The sequence below is a fragment of the Streptomyces ortus genome (assembly GCF_026341275.1).
GTDB classification, from domain to species: Bacteria; Actinomycetota; Actinomycetes; order Streptomycetales; family Streptomycetaceae; genus Streptomyces; species Streptomyces ortus.
On the sequence record NZ_JAIFZO010000002.1, the window covers coordinates 1,769,244 to 1,784,291 of the forward strand.

The 15,048-nt window shown below is 73.1% G+C and carries 13 protein-coding genes; 8 read left to right on the forward strand and 5 right to left on the reverse strand.

All coding sequences use genetic code 11. The features are described 5' to 3' along the window. Nucleotides 1-107: 107 nt before the first annotated feature. A complete protein-coding gene (locus K3769_RS11130; RefSeq protein ID WP_267026274.1) occupies nucleotides 108-1,130 on the forward strand; it encodes a Strvi_7410 family MBL fold metallo-hydrolase in 1,023 nt (340 codons plus the stop codon). Nucleotides 1,131-1,137: 7 nt separating this feature from the next. On the opposite strand, the gene K3769_RS11135 is transcribed toward K3769_RS11130, so the two are convergent. Continuing rightward, a complete protein-coding gene (locus tag K3769_RS11135; protein WP_267026275.1) occupies nucleotides 1,138-3,264 on the reverse strand; it encodes an ATP-binding protein in 2,127 nt (708 codons plus the stop codon). A gap of 275 nt (nucleotides 3,265-3,539) precedes the next feature. Here K3769_RS11135 and K3769_RS11140 point away from each other — a divergent pair, with 275 nt between their 5' ends. The 7 genes from K3769_RS11140 to K3769_RS11170 all read left to right on the forward strand — a co-directional run bounded on the left by K3769_RS11140 (nucleotide 3,540) and on the right by K3769_RS11170 (nucleotide 11,593). Beyond that, nucleotides 3,540-4,550, forward strand: a complete 1,011-nt coding sequence (locus K3769_RS11140; protein WP_267026276.1) for a PP2C family protein-serine/threonine phosphatase — start codon at nucleotides 3,540-3,542, stop codon at nucleotides 4,548-4,550. Nucleotides 4,551-4,898: 348 nt separating this feature from the next. Beyond that, complete coding sequence (locus K3769_RS11145; protein ID WP_267026277.1) at nucleotides 4,899-6,197, forward strand: SCO2321 family membrane protein; 1,299 nt, start codon at nucleotides 4,899-4,901, stop codon at nucleotides 6,195-6,197. After that, nucleotides 6,194-6,892 (forward strand): SCO2322 family protein, encoded by a 699-nt coding sequence (locus K3769_RS11150; protein ID WP_267026278.1) that lies wholly within the window; start codon nucleotides 6,194-6,196, stop codon nucleotides 6,890-6,892. Before K3769_RS11145 ends, K3769_RS11150 begins: the two co-directional genes overlap by 4 nt. 16 nt (nucleotides 6,893-6,908) lie before the next feature. Next, nucleotides 6,909-8,219: an energy-coupling factor transporter transmembrane component T gene (locus K3769_RS11155; RefSeq protein WP_267026279.1), complete on the forward strand. Its 1,311-nt coding sequence runs from the start codon at nucleotides 6,909-6,911 to the stop codon at nucleotides 8,217-8,219. Continuing rightward, complete coding sequence (locus tag K3769_RS11160; RefSeq protein WP_267026280.1) at nucleotides 8,216-9,940, forward strand: ABC transporter ATP-binding protein; 1,725 nt, start codon at nucleotides 8,216-8,218, stop codon at nucleotides 9,938-9,940. Before K3769_RS11155 ends, K3769_RS11160 begins: the two co-directional genes overlap by 4 nt. Further along, nucleotides 9,937-10,827 carry an ECF transporter S component gene (locus K3769_RS11165; protein WP_267026281.1) on the forward strand — a complete coding sequence of 297 codons (891 nt, stop codon included), beginning with the start codon at nucleotides 9,937-9,939 and terminating at the stop codon, nucleotides 10,825-10,827. Before K3769_RS11160 ends, K3769_RS11165 begins: the two co-directional genes overlap by 4 nt. 340 nt (nucleotides 10,828-11,167) lie before the next feature. After that, nucleotides 11,168-11,593: an aggregation-promoting factor C-terminal-like domain-containing protein gene (locus K3769_RS11170; RefSeq protein ID WP_267026282.1), complete on the forward strand. Its 426-nt coding sequence runs from the start codon at nucleotides 11,168-11,170 to the stop codon at nucleotides 11,591-11,593. Between the two features lie 139 nt (nucleotides 11,594-11,732). On the opposite strand, the gene K3769_RS11175 is transcribed toward K3769_RS11170, so the two are convergent. From K3769_RS11175 to K3769_RS11190, 4 genes are all read right to left on the reverse strand, one after another. Then, the gene (locus K3769_RS11175) at nucleotides 11,733-12,191 is read right to left on the reverse strand and encodes a pyridoxamine 5'-phosphate oxidase family protein (protein ID WP_267026283.1); all 459 of its coding nucleotides are present in this window, start codon (nucleotides 12,189-12,191) and stop codon (nucleotides 11,733-11,735) included. Nucleotides 12,192-12,255: 64 nt separating this feature from the next. Beyond that, entirely contained in the window at nucleotides 12,256-12,810 is a 555-nt protein-coding gene (locus tag K3769_RS11180) for a transposase (RefSeq protein ID WP_267026284.1), read from the reverse strand. Beyond that, on the reverse strand, nucleotides 12,807-13,289 hold the full coding sequence (locus K3769_RS11185) for a helix-turn-helix domain-containing protein (protein ID WP_267026285.1): 483 nt from the start codon (nucleotides 13,287-13,289) through the stop codon (nucleotides 12,807-12,809). The genes K3769_RS11180 and K3769_RS11185 overlap by 4 nt, the downstream gene beginning before the upstream one ends. A 263-nt stretch (nucleotides 13,290-13,552) precedes the next feature. Then, nucleotides 13,553-14,722, reverse strand: coding sequence for a steroid 3-ketoacyl-CoA thiolase (locus tag K3769_RS11190; protein WP_267026286.1), 1,170 nt, complete (start codon nucleotides 14,720-14,722; stop codon nucleotides 13,553-13,555). Nucleotides 14,723-15,048 lie beyond the last annotated feature (326 nt).

Below are 15,048 nucleotides of genomic sequence, written 5' to 3' on the forward strand. Positions count from 1 at the left end.
ACTGATACCAGTTCCCCTTGGAGGAGTCCACGGAGCGCACAGCACTCCCATAAGAACGGGTTCTAGTTATAGTGGCCGCAAGTCGGGAGTCGGCGACAGGGGAGCCCATGCCACAGGTGACCGATCACGGCGGGGGCGTACGGTCCGTCGAGGTCCCCATCCCGGACAACCCGCTCGGGCACACCCTCGTGTACGTCGTGGACACCGACCGCGGGCCGGTGCTGATCGACACCGGCTGGGACGATCCGGCCTCCTGGGACGCACTCGCCGAGGGCCTGACGGCCTGCGGGACCGCCGTCGGGGAGGTCCACGGCGTGGTGATCACCCACCACCACCCCGACCACCACGGCCTGTCGGCCAAGGTGCGCGAGGCGTCGGGCGCGTGGGTGGCCATGCACGCCGCCGACATCGCCATCGTGCGGCGGACCCGGGAGACCAGGCCCGGCCGCTGGTTCACGTACATGGCGGACAAGCTGACCGCCGCGGGCGCGCCCGAGGAGCATGTGGCCCCGCTGCGCACCGCCCGCTCCCGGCTCCCCGGCCTCTCCCCCGCCCTCCCCGACCGGGAGATCGTCCCCGGTGAGCTCCTGGACCTCGCCGGCCGGCGTCTGCGCGCGATCTGGACCCCGGGCCACACCCCCGGCCATGTCTGCCTCCACCTGGAGGAGCGCCATCCGGCCCAACTGCCGGGCAACGGCCGGCTGTTCTCCGGGGACCACCTCCTGCCGCGGATCACCCCCCACATCGGGCTGTACGAGGACCCGGACGACGACAGCGAGCCCGATCCGCTCGGCGACTACCTCGACTCCCTGGAGCGGATCGGAAACCTCCGACCGGCCGAGGTGCTCCCGGCCCATCTGCACGCCTTCACCGACGCCCCCTCCCGCGTAAGGGAGTTGCTGGACCACCACGAGGAACGCCTCACCGGTCTCCGCACACTCCTCGCCACCCCGCTCACCGTGTGGCAGGTCGCCCGGCGGATGGAGTGGAACCGCCCCTGGGCCGACATCCCGTACGGCTCCCGGAACATCGCCGTCTCGGAGGCGGAGGCCCATCTGCGCCGCCTGGTGAAGCTGGGCCGCGCGGAGCAGGTACCGGGCAGCGATCCGGTGACTTACAGAGCGGTCTGACGGCACGTCAGCTGTCCCGGACGTCCTCCACCGCGTAGGCGATGCCCCGCTCGTACGACATGGCCAGCCCCTCCTCGTACGCCCGCGCGTAGGCCTCGGACCCGAGCTTCTCGTGGACCAGGTCCTCCCGGGCGCGGCGGGCGGACATCAGGTCCGGTGACTGCATCTGCGCGCTGCCGAGGCGTTCCCAGATGCGCTGGCCGATGGCGAGGAGGCGGGTCGCGCGTGGCCCGTCACCCGTCGCCACGACCGCGTCGGCCAGGACGTCCAGGGTGAGGGCGACCCCGAGCGTGCTGTTCAGCAGCGAGTGCCCGACAACGGCCGTACGGGCATTGCGCGTCGCCGCCGGAAGGTCGCCCTCGGCCAGGTCGGCCTGCGCGAGAAAGCAGTCCGCGAAGGCGCCCGCCCACCGCTCGCCGCGCCGTGCGCTCTCCGCGCGGACCTCCTCGGCGACCGCCCTGGCGCCGGTGAAGTCCCCGCTCAGCAGGTGGACCAGGCAGACCGCGAGCCGCACCTGGAGCTGCGCCGAGCCCAGCCAGTCGTCGCGGACCGGAAGCAGGTCGGCCCCCTCCAGGACCACCAGCGCCTCACCGAGCCGCCCGCGCAGGAGCAGATGCCCGCCGGTGACGTACGCGGCGCCGACGACCGCCACCGCGTCGCCCTGTTCCACGGCCGCCGCCGTGCACACCGCCGCCCAGCGTTCGGCGCAGTCCAGGTCGCCCTGGAGGAGGGCGACCGCGGCCCTCGCCCACAGGGCCCGTACGAGGTCGGGGCCGGGCGCCGGATCGGTGGTGAGCACCTGGTCGAGACAGTGCCGGGCCTCCCGCAGATAGCCGCAGTGGCGCCACAGGAAGCCGATGTCGGCCGCCGTACGCAGGGCGGTGGGGGCGTCGCGCTCGGACAGCGCGCAGTCCATGGCGGTACGGAGATTGGCGTGTTCGGTGATCACGCGCTCGCACCACAGCAGTTGGCGGCCGGTGTTCCACTCCGTGCAGCCGCCGCGCGCGAGGCCGCGGTAGTGGTCGAGGTGACGCAGTCGCAGGGTGCGCTCCTCGCCGAGTGCGCGCAGCCAGTCGCCGCCGTAGTCCCGGACGCTGTCGAGGAGTTGGAAGCGCCGGGGGTCCGTGCGGTAGCGCAGCACGATCGACTGCTCGACGAGCCGTTCGAGCAGGGCCGCGATCCGCCCGGCGGGCAGGGGGCCGCCCGAGCAGACGTTCTCGGCGGCGGCCAGGTCGAAGCCGCCGGTGAACACGGAGAGCCTCGCCCACAGCAGCCTCTCCAGCGGGGCGCACAGTTCATGGCTCCAGCCGATGGCCGTGCGCAGGGTGCGGTGCCGCAGCGGTCCCTCGTCGAGTCCCGCCGCGAGGAGGTCGAGCGGGGACGGCAGCCGCTCACCGAGCCGTTCGTCGAGTTCGCCGAGGGAGAGTTCGCCGAGACGGGCGGCGGCCAGTTCGATGGCCAGCGGAATGCCCTCCAGCCGTCGGCAGACGGCGGCGGCCGGCCCGGCCGTGTCCTCGTCGAGCACGAAGCCGGCCCGGGCCTCGGCGGCCCGCTGGGCGAACAGGTCGAGCGCGTCACCGGGCGGTCCTCCCCCAGTGCGCGCGCCCTCTCCGTCTCCCAGCGGCAGCGGGTCGATCCGCAGGCGCAGTTCGCACGGATGGCCGAGGTGTTCCCGGCTGGTCGCCAGGAACCGCAGGCCGGGCGCGGCGGGCAGCAGGGCGCGGACGAGGTCGGCGCAGCCGGGGAGCACGTGTTCGCAGGAGTCGAGGACGATCAGCGCCTTCTTGTCCGCCAGCCAGTCGGCGAGGACCTCGGTCACCGGGGACGTCGACCGGTCGGCGAGCCGCAGCGCCTCCACGACGGCGAAGCCCACCAGGCCCTGGGCGCGCAGCGGCGAGAGTTCGGCGAACCAGACGCCGTCCGGGTACCGGTGGGAGGCGCGGCGGGCGGCGTTCAGGGCGAGCCGTGTCTTGCCGACACCGCCGGTCCCGACGAGTGTCACGAGGCGTCCGGGCCGCGCGGCCGGGTCCAGGAGTGCGTCGAGCCGGGCCAGTTCCCGTCGTCTGCCGACGAAACTCCGTGTCTCGGGCGGCAGGTTCCCCGCCCGCCCCCCGGCGGTCGTGTTCTCCGGCACGGCAACGCCCCCTCCGCACGGTCTCCTGCACGGCGTACGAGCGAGCCCCGCGGGATCGCGCAACCCGGCCAGTGTGACGCGGTCGGCGGGCCACTTCGAACCGTCCCCCCGCACCGCGGACGAACTCGGTCCCCCGCCGTCACTTGCGGACACATTGCGTCGAGATCCGATCAACTCCCTGTCGGTGCGGGAGCGGAAGGGGATATTCGGAGACCGTCGCGCGAAGGGCGTCGCGAAGGCCGTCGTGAGGGGCGGGGAGAGGGCGGAACGAGCGGATGACCCGCGACACCAGGGAGACGCGACCCGGCCGGTGGCGACGCCTGCGCGACCTCGGCCGAGCGCCCCGGTGCGGCCCGTCGGGCGACCTCCGCACGCTCTCGGAGGGACGGCTCGTCGCGCCTTCGGCGATCTGCGTGCTCATTGCCGGCCCGGCGCTCCTGCTGGACCACGTCTCGCCCGCCGTCACGCTCACGCAGCTGGTGCTCGGCTGCGGTTTCACCGTGCACGCCGCGCGGCAGCGGGAGCGGCTCCTCGCGCGGCTCGCCGAGGTGCGCGAGGTCGCGCGGATCACGCAGGAGGCCATCGTGCGACCGCTCTCCCGCGACCTCGCCGGCACGCACGTCTCCACGCGCTACCACTGCGCCGTACGCGAGTCGGCGATCGGCGGGGACCTGTACGACGTCGCCGTGACGCCCTTCGGCCTGCGGGTCCTCGTCGGTGACGTGCGCGGACACGGCCTGGAGACCATCCGGCTGACCGCCGAGACGGTGGCCGGTTTCCGTGAACTCGCCCACACCGTGCCGGACCTGCCGTCCCTCGCCACCGGCCTGGACGCACGTCTCACGCCCGACCTGGGCCCGGAGGACTTCGTCACCGCGCTCCTCGCGGAGTTCGCGCCGGGCGAGGTCCGGCTGGTCAACTGCGGCCACCCCGCGCCGCTGCGCTCCGGCGAGCGAGTGGAACTGCTCGAACCGGCGGTCTCCGCGCTGCCGTTGGGGCTGCGCCCCGACCCCCTCCAGTACCGCGTACGCCTCCAGCCGGGCGACCGCCTCCTCCTCTACACCGACGGTCTCACCGAGGCACGCGCTCCCGACGGCACGCTCTTCCCCCTCCTCACGGAAGCGGCCCACGCCCTGCGGGACCCCCTCCCCGACGAGGCCCTGGACACCCTGTACACCCGCCTCGTCTCCCACACGGTCACTCCCCCCACGGACGACCTGGCCCTGGTCCTCTGCCAGCCCACCCAGGTCCCCGCCCCGGCCCCGGCGCACCAGAAGGCCCCGTAAGGGACACGGGGAGCCGCGCGACCGGCCCCCACCGCCGCCCGGCAGCCGCATTCCTACGGGCCGGTACAGTGAGCGGGTCGTCATCACACTCGTACGGGGGGAAGCCGGTGCAAATCCGGCGCTGACCCGCAACCGTGTGCCGCCCCGCTCCCGCCGGGCGGCAAGCCGGACTGCCCCGTACGGAACGTGACCGGCTCGCGTCACCGGGACCGCCGGTGACCGGCACCGTCGAGGCACACGGAGCCGAGCCGCCCGGGGCTCCGGGCTGCCCGGCTCCTCCCGCACCGGGAGGGCCGAAGGGGCACCCCCGTCGGCGCACCGCCGAGTACAGAGAGGCACCCGCCGATCATGTTTGTCCGCCGCAGCGCCGCGGTACTGGCCGCCACCGCCGTGATCGGCACGGCGTTCACGCCGGCCGCCCTCGCCGACGCCTCACCCTCCGCTTCCCCGTCCCCGTCTCCGTCCCCGAAGCTTCCCTCCGGTCTGTACGGCAGCACCGACCCCACGTACGACGGTGTCTGGCGGCAGTCGCTGGCGCTGCTCGCCCAGCACACCGCGGGCGTGCGGCCCGCCGCGAAGGCCGTCGACTGGCTCACCGGACAGCAGTGCGCGAACGGCGGCTTCGCGGCCTACCGCGCCGACCCGGCCACCAAGTGCGACGCCAGGACGCAGACCGACACGAACAGCACCGGCGCCGCGCTCCAGGCCCTGACCGCGCTCGACACCGACGACACCGAAGCGGGAGCGGCAGCCGTGACCGCGGCCGTGAAGTGGCTGAAGTCCGTGCAGAACAAGGACGGCGGCTGGGGCTACCTCCCCGGCGGGGCGAGCGACACGAACTCGACGTCCGTCGTGATCGGGGCGCTGGAGGCCGCGGACACCGACACCGAGGACCTGCGCTCCAAGGACGACAGGACCCCGTACGACGCCCTCCTCGCTCTCGCTCTGCCCTGCGGCAAGGGCAGCGGGAACGACGGCGGCGCCTTCGCCTTCCAGCCCGACAAGAAGGGCGTGCTCGCGGCGAACGCCGACGCCACCGCCGCGGGCGTACTCGGCACGCTCGGCGAGGGCCTGGTGACGGACCCCGAGGACGACGAGCGGTCCCCCGCGTCCTCCGGCGCCGCCGGGTGCGAGGGTGGCGACTCCCCCACCCCGGAGCAGGCGGCGGCCAACGGCGCCGCGTACCTCGTGGGCGCGGTCGCCGGGTCCGGTCATCTGGAGTCCGCCCTCGCGGGCGCCGAGAAGCAGCCCGACTACGGCAACACCGCCGACACGGTCGTCGCGCTCGCGGCGGCGGGCCGCCCGGCCGACGCCGGGAAGCCGCTGGCCTGGCTGGAGAAGAACTCCGGCTCCTGGGCGGCGGAGAGCGGTCCGGCCGCGTACGCACAGCTGATCTTCGCGGCGCACGCCACGGGGACCGACCCGCGCGACTTCGGCGGCGCCGACCTCGTGAAGCAGCTGGGCGCCACGGGCCCGGCGGCCGAACCCGCCGCCGAGGACGGCAAGGACGGCAAGGACGCTCAGAACGAGGCGAGCGACGAGGACGGCGGGGTCAGCGTCTGGTGGATCGTCGGGGTCGGCCTGGTCGGCGGCATCGGCGTCGGCTTCCTCCTCAGCAGCCGTACCAAGAAGCAGCGGCAGCCGTGACCCGCCACCGCCCCGCCCTGCTCGTCCTGGGCCTCCTGCTCGCCGTGGTCGGCACGGCGGGGCAGGCCCAGGCGGTCGGTTATCGCTACTGGTCCTTCTGGGACCGCGATGCCGCCGGTACGTGGGTGTACGCGACCCAGGGCCCGTCGACCGCGCGGCCGTCCGACGGCGACGTCCAGGGTTTCCGGTTCTCGGTGAGCGAGGACTCGAAGCACTCGGCGAAGCCTCGCGGGCCGAGCGGTTTCGCGGCGATCTGCGCGAAGACGCCCGCTCGGGAGGGCGCCAAGCGGGTCGCGCTCGTCCTCGACTTCGGTACGGCCGACGACGCGCCGGCCGGTTCGGCACCGCCGGACCCGAGCCCGCGTACGGCCTGCGCCCGCCTCGACGAGGACGCGACGACAGCGGACGCCCTCGCCGCCGTCGCCGAGCCCCTGCGCTACGACACGAACGCCCTGCTGTGCGCCATCGCGGGCTACCCCCGCACGGGCTGCGGCGAGGCGGTGTCGGACGGGGCCGGGTCGGGCGACGCCGGCTCGGGCGACCGCCCCGAGGCTTCCGCGACGCCTCGCCGGGCGAGCGAACCCGGGAGCGGGGACGGGGACGGGGGACCGTCGGTAGGCCTGGTGGCCGGGATCGCCGCCGTGGCCGTACTGGGCGCGGGCGCGCTCTGGCAGGCCCGCCGCCGTCGCGGCTGACGGCGGGACACGGACGATGACCACCGGCGAGAACACCGGCCAGGACGGCGGTCCCGCCCCCGCGGCCGGGCACCCGGACGGCGCGGGCAGCGCCGCGGCCCCCTCGGTCGCCCGCCGCACGGAGCGCGCCGTTCGGGCCGGAGTCGGCGGCCTCGCGGCCGGGGCACCGGCCGGCGCCGGCGTGGCCCGGACGCGCCTGCGCGCCCCCCGCGCGACCCGTACCAACGCCATCCACCCCGGCGCCTGGTGGATCTGGGCCCTGGGCCTGGGGACCGCCGCGTCCCGCACCACCAACCCGCTCCTCCTCGCCCTCCTCGTCGGCGTCGCCGGTTACGTGGTGGCGGCGCGCCGCACGGAGGCTCCCTGGGCCCGTTCCTACGGCGCGTTCGTGAAACTGGCGCTCGCCGTGCTCGGCATCCGGCTGGCCTTCGCCGTCCTGCTCGGCTCGCCGATTCCGGGCACGCACACCCTCGTCACCCTCCCCGAACTGCCCCTCCCCGACTGGGCACAGGGCATCCGCGTCGGCGGCCGGGTCACCGCGGAGGGCCTGGTCTTCGCCCTCTACGACGGCCTGAAACTCGCCACGCTCCTCATCTGCGTGGGCGCCGCGAACGCCCTCGCGAACCCGGCCCGCCTCCTCAAATCCCTCCCGGGCGCCCTGTACGAGGCGGGCGTCGCCGTCGTGGTCGCCCTCACCTTCGCCCCGAACCTGATCGCCGACGTCCAGCGGCTGCGCGCGGCCCGGCGGCTGCGCGGCCGTCCCGACCACGGTCTGCGCGGGCTGCTCCAGGTCGGACTGCCGGTCCTGGAGGGCGCGCTGGAGCGCTCGGTGGCTCTCGCGGCGGCGATGGACGCGCGCGGGTACGGCCGTTCCGCCGAGGTGCCCCCGGGAGTGCGCCGTACCACCGCCGTCCTCACCCTCGGCGGTCTGGTCGGGGTCTGCGCGGGCACGTACGGCCTGCTCACCGCTGAGGGCGGCACCTACGGTCTGCCGGTGCTGCTCGCCGGACTCGCCGCCGCCCTCGGCGGCCTGTGGCTGGGCGGGCGCCGCTCGCTGCGCACCCGGTACCGGCCGGACACCTGGGGCGTACGCGCCTGGCTGGTCGCAGCGTCCGGTGCGGCCGTCGCGGCACTGCTCGTCCTGTACGCCTCGTCCGGCGCGTCCGCCTACGCGGCCCTGCACCCCGGTGTCGTCCCCCTCACCGCGCCGACGCTCCCGCTGTGGCCCGCGGCGGCGGTCCTGCTCGGCCTGCTCCCCGCCTTCGTCGCCCCAGCCCCCGCACCCGCCCCCTCGGGCATCCGTACCACCGGCAAGGAGCCCTCATGATCCGCTTCGAGGATGTCTCCGTGACGTACGACGGGGCGCCGGGGCCCACGGTCCGCAATATCGAACTCACCGTTCCAGAGGGTGAGTTGGTGTTGCTGGTCGGCCCCTCCGGCGTCGGCAAGTCGACGCTGCTCGGGGCGGTGAGCGGACTGGTGCCGCACTTCACGGGCGGCACCCTGCGCGGACGCGTGACGGTCGCGGGCCGTGACACGCGCACGCACAAACCCCGCGAACTCGCGGACGTGGTCGGCACGGTGGGCCAGGACCCGCTCTCGCACTTCGTCACGGACACGGTCGAGGACGAACTCGCCTACGGCATGGAGTCGTTGGGCCTCGCGCCGGACGTGATGCGCCGCCGCGTCGAGGAGACCCTTGACCTGCTCGGCCTCGCCGACCTGCGCGACCGCCCCATCGCCACGCTCTCCGGCGGACAGCAGCAGCGCGTCGCGATCGGCTCGGTCCTCACCCCGCACCCCGAGGTCCTGGTCCTCGACGAGCCGACCTCTGCCCTCGACCCGGCTGCCGCGGAAGAGGTCCTCGCCGTCCTCCAGCGCCTCGTGCACGACCTCGGCACGACGGTCCTGATGGCCGAACACCGCCTGGAACGCGTCGTGCAGTACGCCGACCGGGTCGCCCTCCTCCCCTCCCCCGGCGCCCCCTTGCTGCTGGGCACACCGGCCGAGGTCATGGCCGTGTCACCGGTGTTCCCACCGGTGGTGGCCCTGGGCCGGCTCGGCGGATGGTCCCCACTGCCCCTCACGGTCAGGGACGCCCGCCGCAAAGCGGCCCCCCTGCGGAACCGCCTGGAGACGATCCCGTACGAGCGACCGGGCACCCCGGTCCCCGTGCCCCCGCCGCCCGCCGCGGAGAGCGGTGCGGCGCACGCCCGCCGGTCGCGGCTCTTCCGCCGGCGCCCGTCCGAGGCACCCCCCGCCACCGCCCGTCCGGCGGTGGTCACCGGCCTCGCCGTCCGCCGTGGCCGCACCGAAGTGCTGCACGACGTCACCCTGTCCGTCGCCCCCGGCGAGACCGTCGCGCTCATGGGCCGCAACGGCGCGGGCAAGTCGACGCTGCTGTCCGCCCTCGTCGGCCTCGTCCCCCCTTCGGCGGGTTCGGTCCGCGTGGGCGGGCTCCAGCCCCATCGCACGGCACCCGGTGACCTCGTCCGGCACGTCGGCCTCGTACCGCAGGAGCCCCGGGATCTGCTGTACGCGGACACGGTGGCCGGGGAGTGCGCGGCGGCGGACGCGGACGCGGGGGCCGAGGTGGGCACCTGCCGGACCCTGGTGTCCGAGCTGCTGCCGGGCATCGCGGACGACACGCATCCGCGTGACCTGTCGGAGGGGCAGCGGCTCACCCTCGCGCTGGCGGTCGTGCTGACCGCCCGGCCGCCCCTGATCCTCCTCGACGAGCCGACCCGCGGCCTCGACTACGCGGCCAAGTCCCGCCTGGTCACGCTGTTGCGGGCGCTCGCGGCCGAGGGACACGCCATCGTCCTGGCCACCCATGACGTGGAGCTGGCCGCCGAACTCTCGCACCGGGTCGTCATCCTCGCGGACGGCGAACCCGTCGCCGACGGCCCGACGGCCGAGGTCGTCGTCGCCTCCCCGTCCTTCGCGCCGCAGGTCACCAAGGTCCTCTCCCCGCAGAAGTGGCTGACGGTCTCGCAGGTGCGCGAGGCGCTGAGCGCGTCCGGTGCGGCGGGAGGCGGTCCTTCATGAGCGACCGTCCCCCGGCCCGGCGCCAGGCCCGCCCCATCCGGCTCGGCCCCCGTTCCGTCGCCGCGCTCGTCCTGGTCGGTGCCCTCGGGCTCGCCGCGCTGACCTGGCCCTTCTTCAGCGGGCCGACCTCGCAGGTGGGCGCCCACGCGAAGGACGCGCCGTGGCTGTTCGCGGGGCTGCTCGTGCTGCTGGTCGGTGTCGTCGCCGCGACGATCTCCGAGTCGGGGCTCGGGCCCAAGGCCGTCGCCATGCTCGGGGTGCTGGCCGCGACCGGTGCCGCGCTGCGGCCGATCGGGGCCGGTACGGCGGGCATCGAGCCGATGTTCTTCCTGATGGTGCTGAGCGGGCGGGTGCTGGGGCCGGGGTTCGGCTTCGTGCTGGGGTCGGTCACGATGTTCGCGTCCGCGCTGCTCACCGGCGGGGTCGGGCCGTGGATGCCGTTCCAGATGCTGTCCATGGGCTGGTTCACGATGGGCGCGGGGCTGCTGCCGGGTCCGGACCGGCTGCGGGGCCGGGGTGAGCTGGCGATGCTGGCCGCGTACGGCTTCCTGGCGGCCTTCGCGTACGGCACGTTCATGAATCTGGCGGGGTGGCCCTTCATGGACGCGCTGTCGTCGAGCGTGGCCTTCGACGCGCATGACGCCGTGCACGCCAACCTGGCCCGGTTCGTCGCGTACTGCCTGGCCACGTCGCTCGGCTGGGACCTGGGCCGGGCGACGGTGACGGTCGTCCTGACCCTCACGCTCGGCGCGACGGTCCTCAGAGCACTCCGCCGGGCCACGCGCAGGGCGGCTTTCGAGACGCCGGTCACGTTCGGGGACCCCGGTCGCGATCGCGGTGGCGACGAGGATGCGGCGCCCGTCACATCACCCGGCCGCACACTGTAGAAAGCGCAACTACGTGCTGTCACGCACACGGTGCCCACCTCGTGAGGCGTCCCACAGGACCTTGGTCCTCTACTACCGGCGATCGTGGCCGATCGCTCTTGTCATGCCCACGGCCTCACCGTCCCTGACCTGCGGTTTGAGAGCCACGTCACAGAAGGACCTTTTGCAGCGGATACGACCACAACTAGCAAAAGGGGTCATTGCGGACGCTCTCCCGACCTGGTTCATTGGTGGAGTCGCAAGGCGCCGACGTGCCCCCCAGGGCCTCGGCGCCGCCGCATGCCAGGGCTGACGTCAGGGCGTACGAGCGACCGCCCCGTCCCCGAAGAAAAGGTTCCCTGTGTCCTTCTCCACCCGCATCCGTCTCGTCGCCACCCCGAAGAAGGCCCTCACCGGCGCCGCCGTGGCCGCCGCCACCGCCGGCATGGTGTTCGCGGCGGGCCCCGCCCAGGCCGCGGCCCCCACGGTGGCCTCCTCCGCGTCGGCCAAGACGATCGCGCAGAAGATGATCCACGACGACGCCCAGTACAAGGCGTTCTCGAAGATCGTCGAGCACGAGAGCGGCTGGGACGTCGACGCCACGAACTCCTCCTCCGGCGCCTACGGCCTGGTCCAGGCCCTGCCCGCGTCGAAGATGTCCTCCGCGGGCTCCGACTGGAAGACGAGCGCGAAGACCCAGATCAAGTGGGGCCTCGACTACATGAACTCCCGCTACGGCAGCCCGGTCGGCGCCTGGAACTTCTGGCAGGCGAACGGCTGGTACTGAGCCGCCCCGCACGCCACCTGAGCACGACACCTCCGCAGAACCCCCCGCACCACCCCCCGTACGCGAAGGCGGCGGCCCCGATCCCCGGGCCGCCGCCTTCGCCGTGCGCCGAGCGGCACGCCGGACGCCGTGGGCGTCCTCACAGCCACGTCCCGTCACGCATGATGACCCTGCCGCGCAGTTCCGGCTCACCGCGCCAGGCGCGCACGGTCTTCGGCACCACGCACACGTACACGAAGGACCCCTCCTCGGCGCGCGGGTCCCAGCCGAACTTGGCGGCGAACCCCTCCGCCGCGTCCGGGGGCACCCGCTCGCCGGGGAAGCACTCCGCCTCGCCCTGGAGCAGCACCACATCGAAGGTGTCCGGCAGCGCGAGGCGCACCCGGGGCTCCGTACGGAGGTTCCGCGCGGTCACCGACGCCGCGCCGGTGCACATCCAGACCGCCCGTCCGTCCCACCGGAACCACAGCGGCACCTGGTGCGGCCCGCGTTCCGGATGGGCTGTCGACACCCAGACGTCCCGTTCCGCTTCGAGCCGTTCCAGTGTGTCGCGCCTGCGCTCCCGCGTGCCGCGGCGGTCAACTCCCGTGCTGTGCATGGTCGTCAAAGGTAGCCAGCGGGCCGGCGGACCGCATGGGGCGCGGGACCTAGTGCTGGATTCCTCAAAGAAGGTACACATAGCGGCGTCGTAGAGAGCGGGTTGGTGGTGCCGCTCTGCCCCAAACCCAGGGACGTGCACGGGAGTTGAGTTGGTCGGTTGCGAGGGTCGTGGCCTGGGCGATGTCGTCGGGGTTGGCGAACGACCGGCCGGCGAGGGCGGCCTTGCGGAAGATGCGCCACCAGCCTTCCTGGAGGTTGAGCCAGCACGCGCCGACGGGGATGAAAGAGTGGTGGATGCGGGGATGTTCCTCGAGCCAGGTCCGGGTGGACAGGCTGTTGTGGCTGGACAAGTTGTCGGTGACGATCCAGATCTCCCCGGTCGGGTTGGCGTCCTCGACCTGTTGCAGAAACCGCTGGTAGAAGACGCTGTTACGGGAGGAAGCGGTCATGGTGATCTGCTGGCCGTCCCGGACGCGTAAAGCCCCGTAGACCCAGGTTTTCTCGGGCCCACGGCTGTAATCGAGCTCGGCTTTGATCCGGCGTCCGTCGGGTGACCAGGCGGGTGCGGGCGGGAAGGTCCGGGGGATCACTGGCCCCAGCTCGTCGGCGCAGATCACCGTCGCGTCGTCGGGCGGGTGGGTGTAGAGGCCGATGATCCTTGTCCTTTTGGGACGAAGTCCGGGTCCTTCGACCGCATCCAGGACCGGGTGCGGCGCCAGCGCACGCCCTCGGCGAGCAGGATACGGCGCACCTGTGAGCGGCCTACCTCGATCCTCTCGGCCCGCGCGGCCGCGGCCAGAGAATCCAGTGTCCACTCGGCCGGCCCGGACTCGTCGAAGGCCCACAGTTCTCCGACGGGTTCCCACCGCAGTCGCCCCGGCGGCACGGTCTTGACCAGGGAGATGATCCGGGATCGTTCCTGCTCGGTGATGCGTCGTCTGCGGCCCTGCCCGCCCAGATCATCGAGTCCCTGCAGGCCCGATCGGTTGAAGCGGTGCAGCCAGCAGCGGACCGTTTTCTGGCTGCAGTCCAGCTCCACGGCGATCGCCGGCACCCGCAGCCCCGACCAGCTCAGCTCGATCATCCGGGCCCGCATCACCGCATCCCGCGGAGCCTTCCGTGCCCGTGACAGGCGCCGGACGACGGCCCGTTCGTCCTCGTCACGCTCCGGTCGTGCCCATAAAACCATCGCCCAGCACCCGCCCCCGAGCACCCTCAACTACCCCGCCACCAGGACATATACCCAGTGAAAGAGGAATCCAGCACTAGGTCCCGCGCCCCATGCGGTCCTGTCGTCCTGTGGTCCCGTCGTCGCACATCCGTCCGTCGACCGACGCCCTCCGGGTGGCGTGTCCCGGATCAGAGCCGTTGGATGATCGTCCCCGTCGACAGCGCCCCACCCGCGCACATCACGATGAGCGCGAACTCCTTGTCCCTGCGCTCCAGTTCGTGGAGTGCCGTGATGATGAGCCGCGCCCCTGTCGCCCCGACCGGGTGGCCGAGCGCGATCGCGCCCCCGTTCACGTTCACCTTCGCCAGGTCCTGCTCGAAGACCCGGGTCCAGCTCAGCACCACGGAGGCGAAGGCCTCGTTGATCTCGACGATGTCGATGTCCTTCAAGGACATCCCGGCCTTGCCCAGGACGGCCTTCGTCGCGTCGATCGGTCCGTCGAGGTGGAAGTGCGGGTCGGAGCCGACCAGTGCCTGGGCCACGATCCGGGCGCGGGGGCGCAGCTTCAGCGCCTTCGCCATCCGCTTCGACGCCCACATGATCGCGCTGGCGCCGTCGCTGATCTGGGAGGAGTTGCCCGCCGTGTGGATGGCCGTGGGCATGACCGGCTTCAGTTTCGCCAAGGCCTCCATGGACGTGTCCCGCAGGCCCTCGTCGCGGTCGACGAGCCGCCACATGCCCTGCCCGGCCCGCTGCTCGTCCTCGGTCGTGGGCACCTGGACGGCGAACGTCTCGCGTTTGAAGCGTTCCTCGGACCACGCGACGGCCGCGCGTTCCTGGGAGAGGAGCCCCAGCGCGTCCACGTCCGTGCGCGTCAGTCCGCGGTGGCGCGCGATCCGCTCCGCCGCCTCGAACTGGTTCGGCAGGTCCACGTTCGACTCGTCGGGGAACGGTTTTCCCGGCCCGTGCTTGGACCCGGAGCCCAGCGGCACCCGCGACATGGCCTCCACGCCGCACGAGATGCCGACGTCGATCACTCCGGCCGCGACCATGTTGGCCACCATGTGCGAGGCCTGCTGCGAGGAGCCGCACTGGCAGTCGACCGTGGTCGCCGCCGTCTCGTACGGCAGTCCCATCGTCAGCCAGGCCGTGCGGGCGGGGTTCATGGACTGCTCGCCGGCGTGCGTCACCGTGCCGCCGACGATCTGCTCGACGCAGTCCGCCTGGATGCCGGTACGGCCGAGGAGTTCACGGTAGGTCTCGCCCAGCAGATAGGCGGGATGCAGATGGGCGAGCGCGCCGCCGCGCTTGCCGATGGGGGTGCGTACGGCTTCGACGATCACGGGTTCCGCGGCCATGGGGAGTTCCTCTCCTCGGGTCACCCGCGCGGCGCGGGCGTCCCGGCCCACCCGCCACGCTGAACTAGTACGCGTTCTAGTTCTGTGTGCAGTCTGCTGACCCGGCGTCCGTCACCGCAAGGGTCGTGCAGCTGCCGAAGTCGCGATCCGCACCGACTGCGCACAGAAACGGACCCCGCGGGGAAACGGAGCATCCATCGAGATTCGCGGTGCCGCACCTCTTGCCTCTTGTAGAACCCGTTACTACCTTCACGGCAATTCCCGGTGCCTGATGGACCGTCAGAACACGACCGTCGTACGACCTGGACTTCACGACCTGGAGTTGC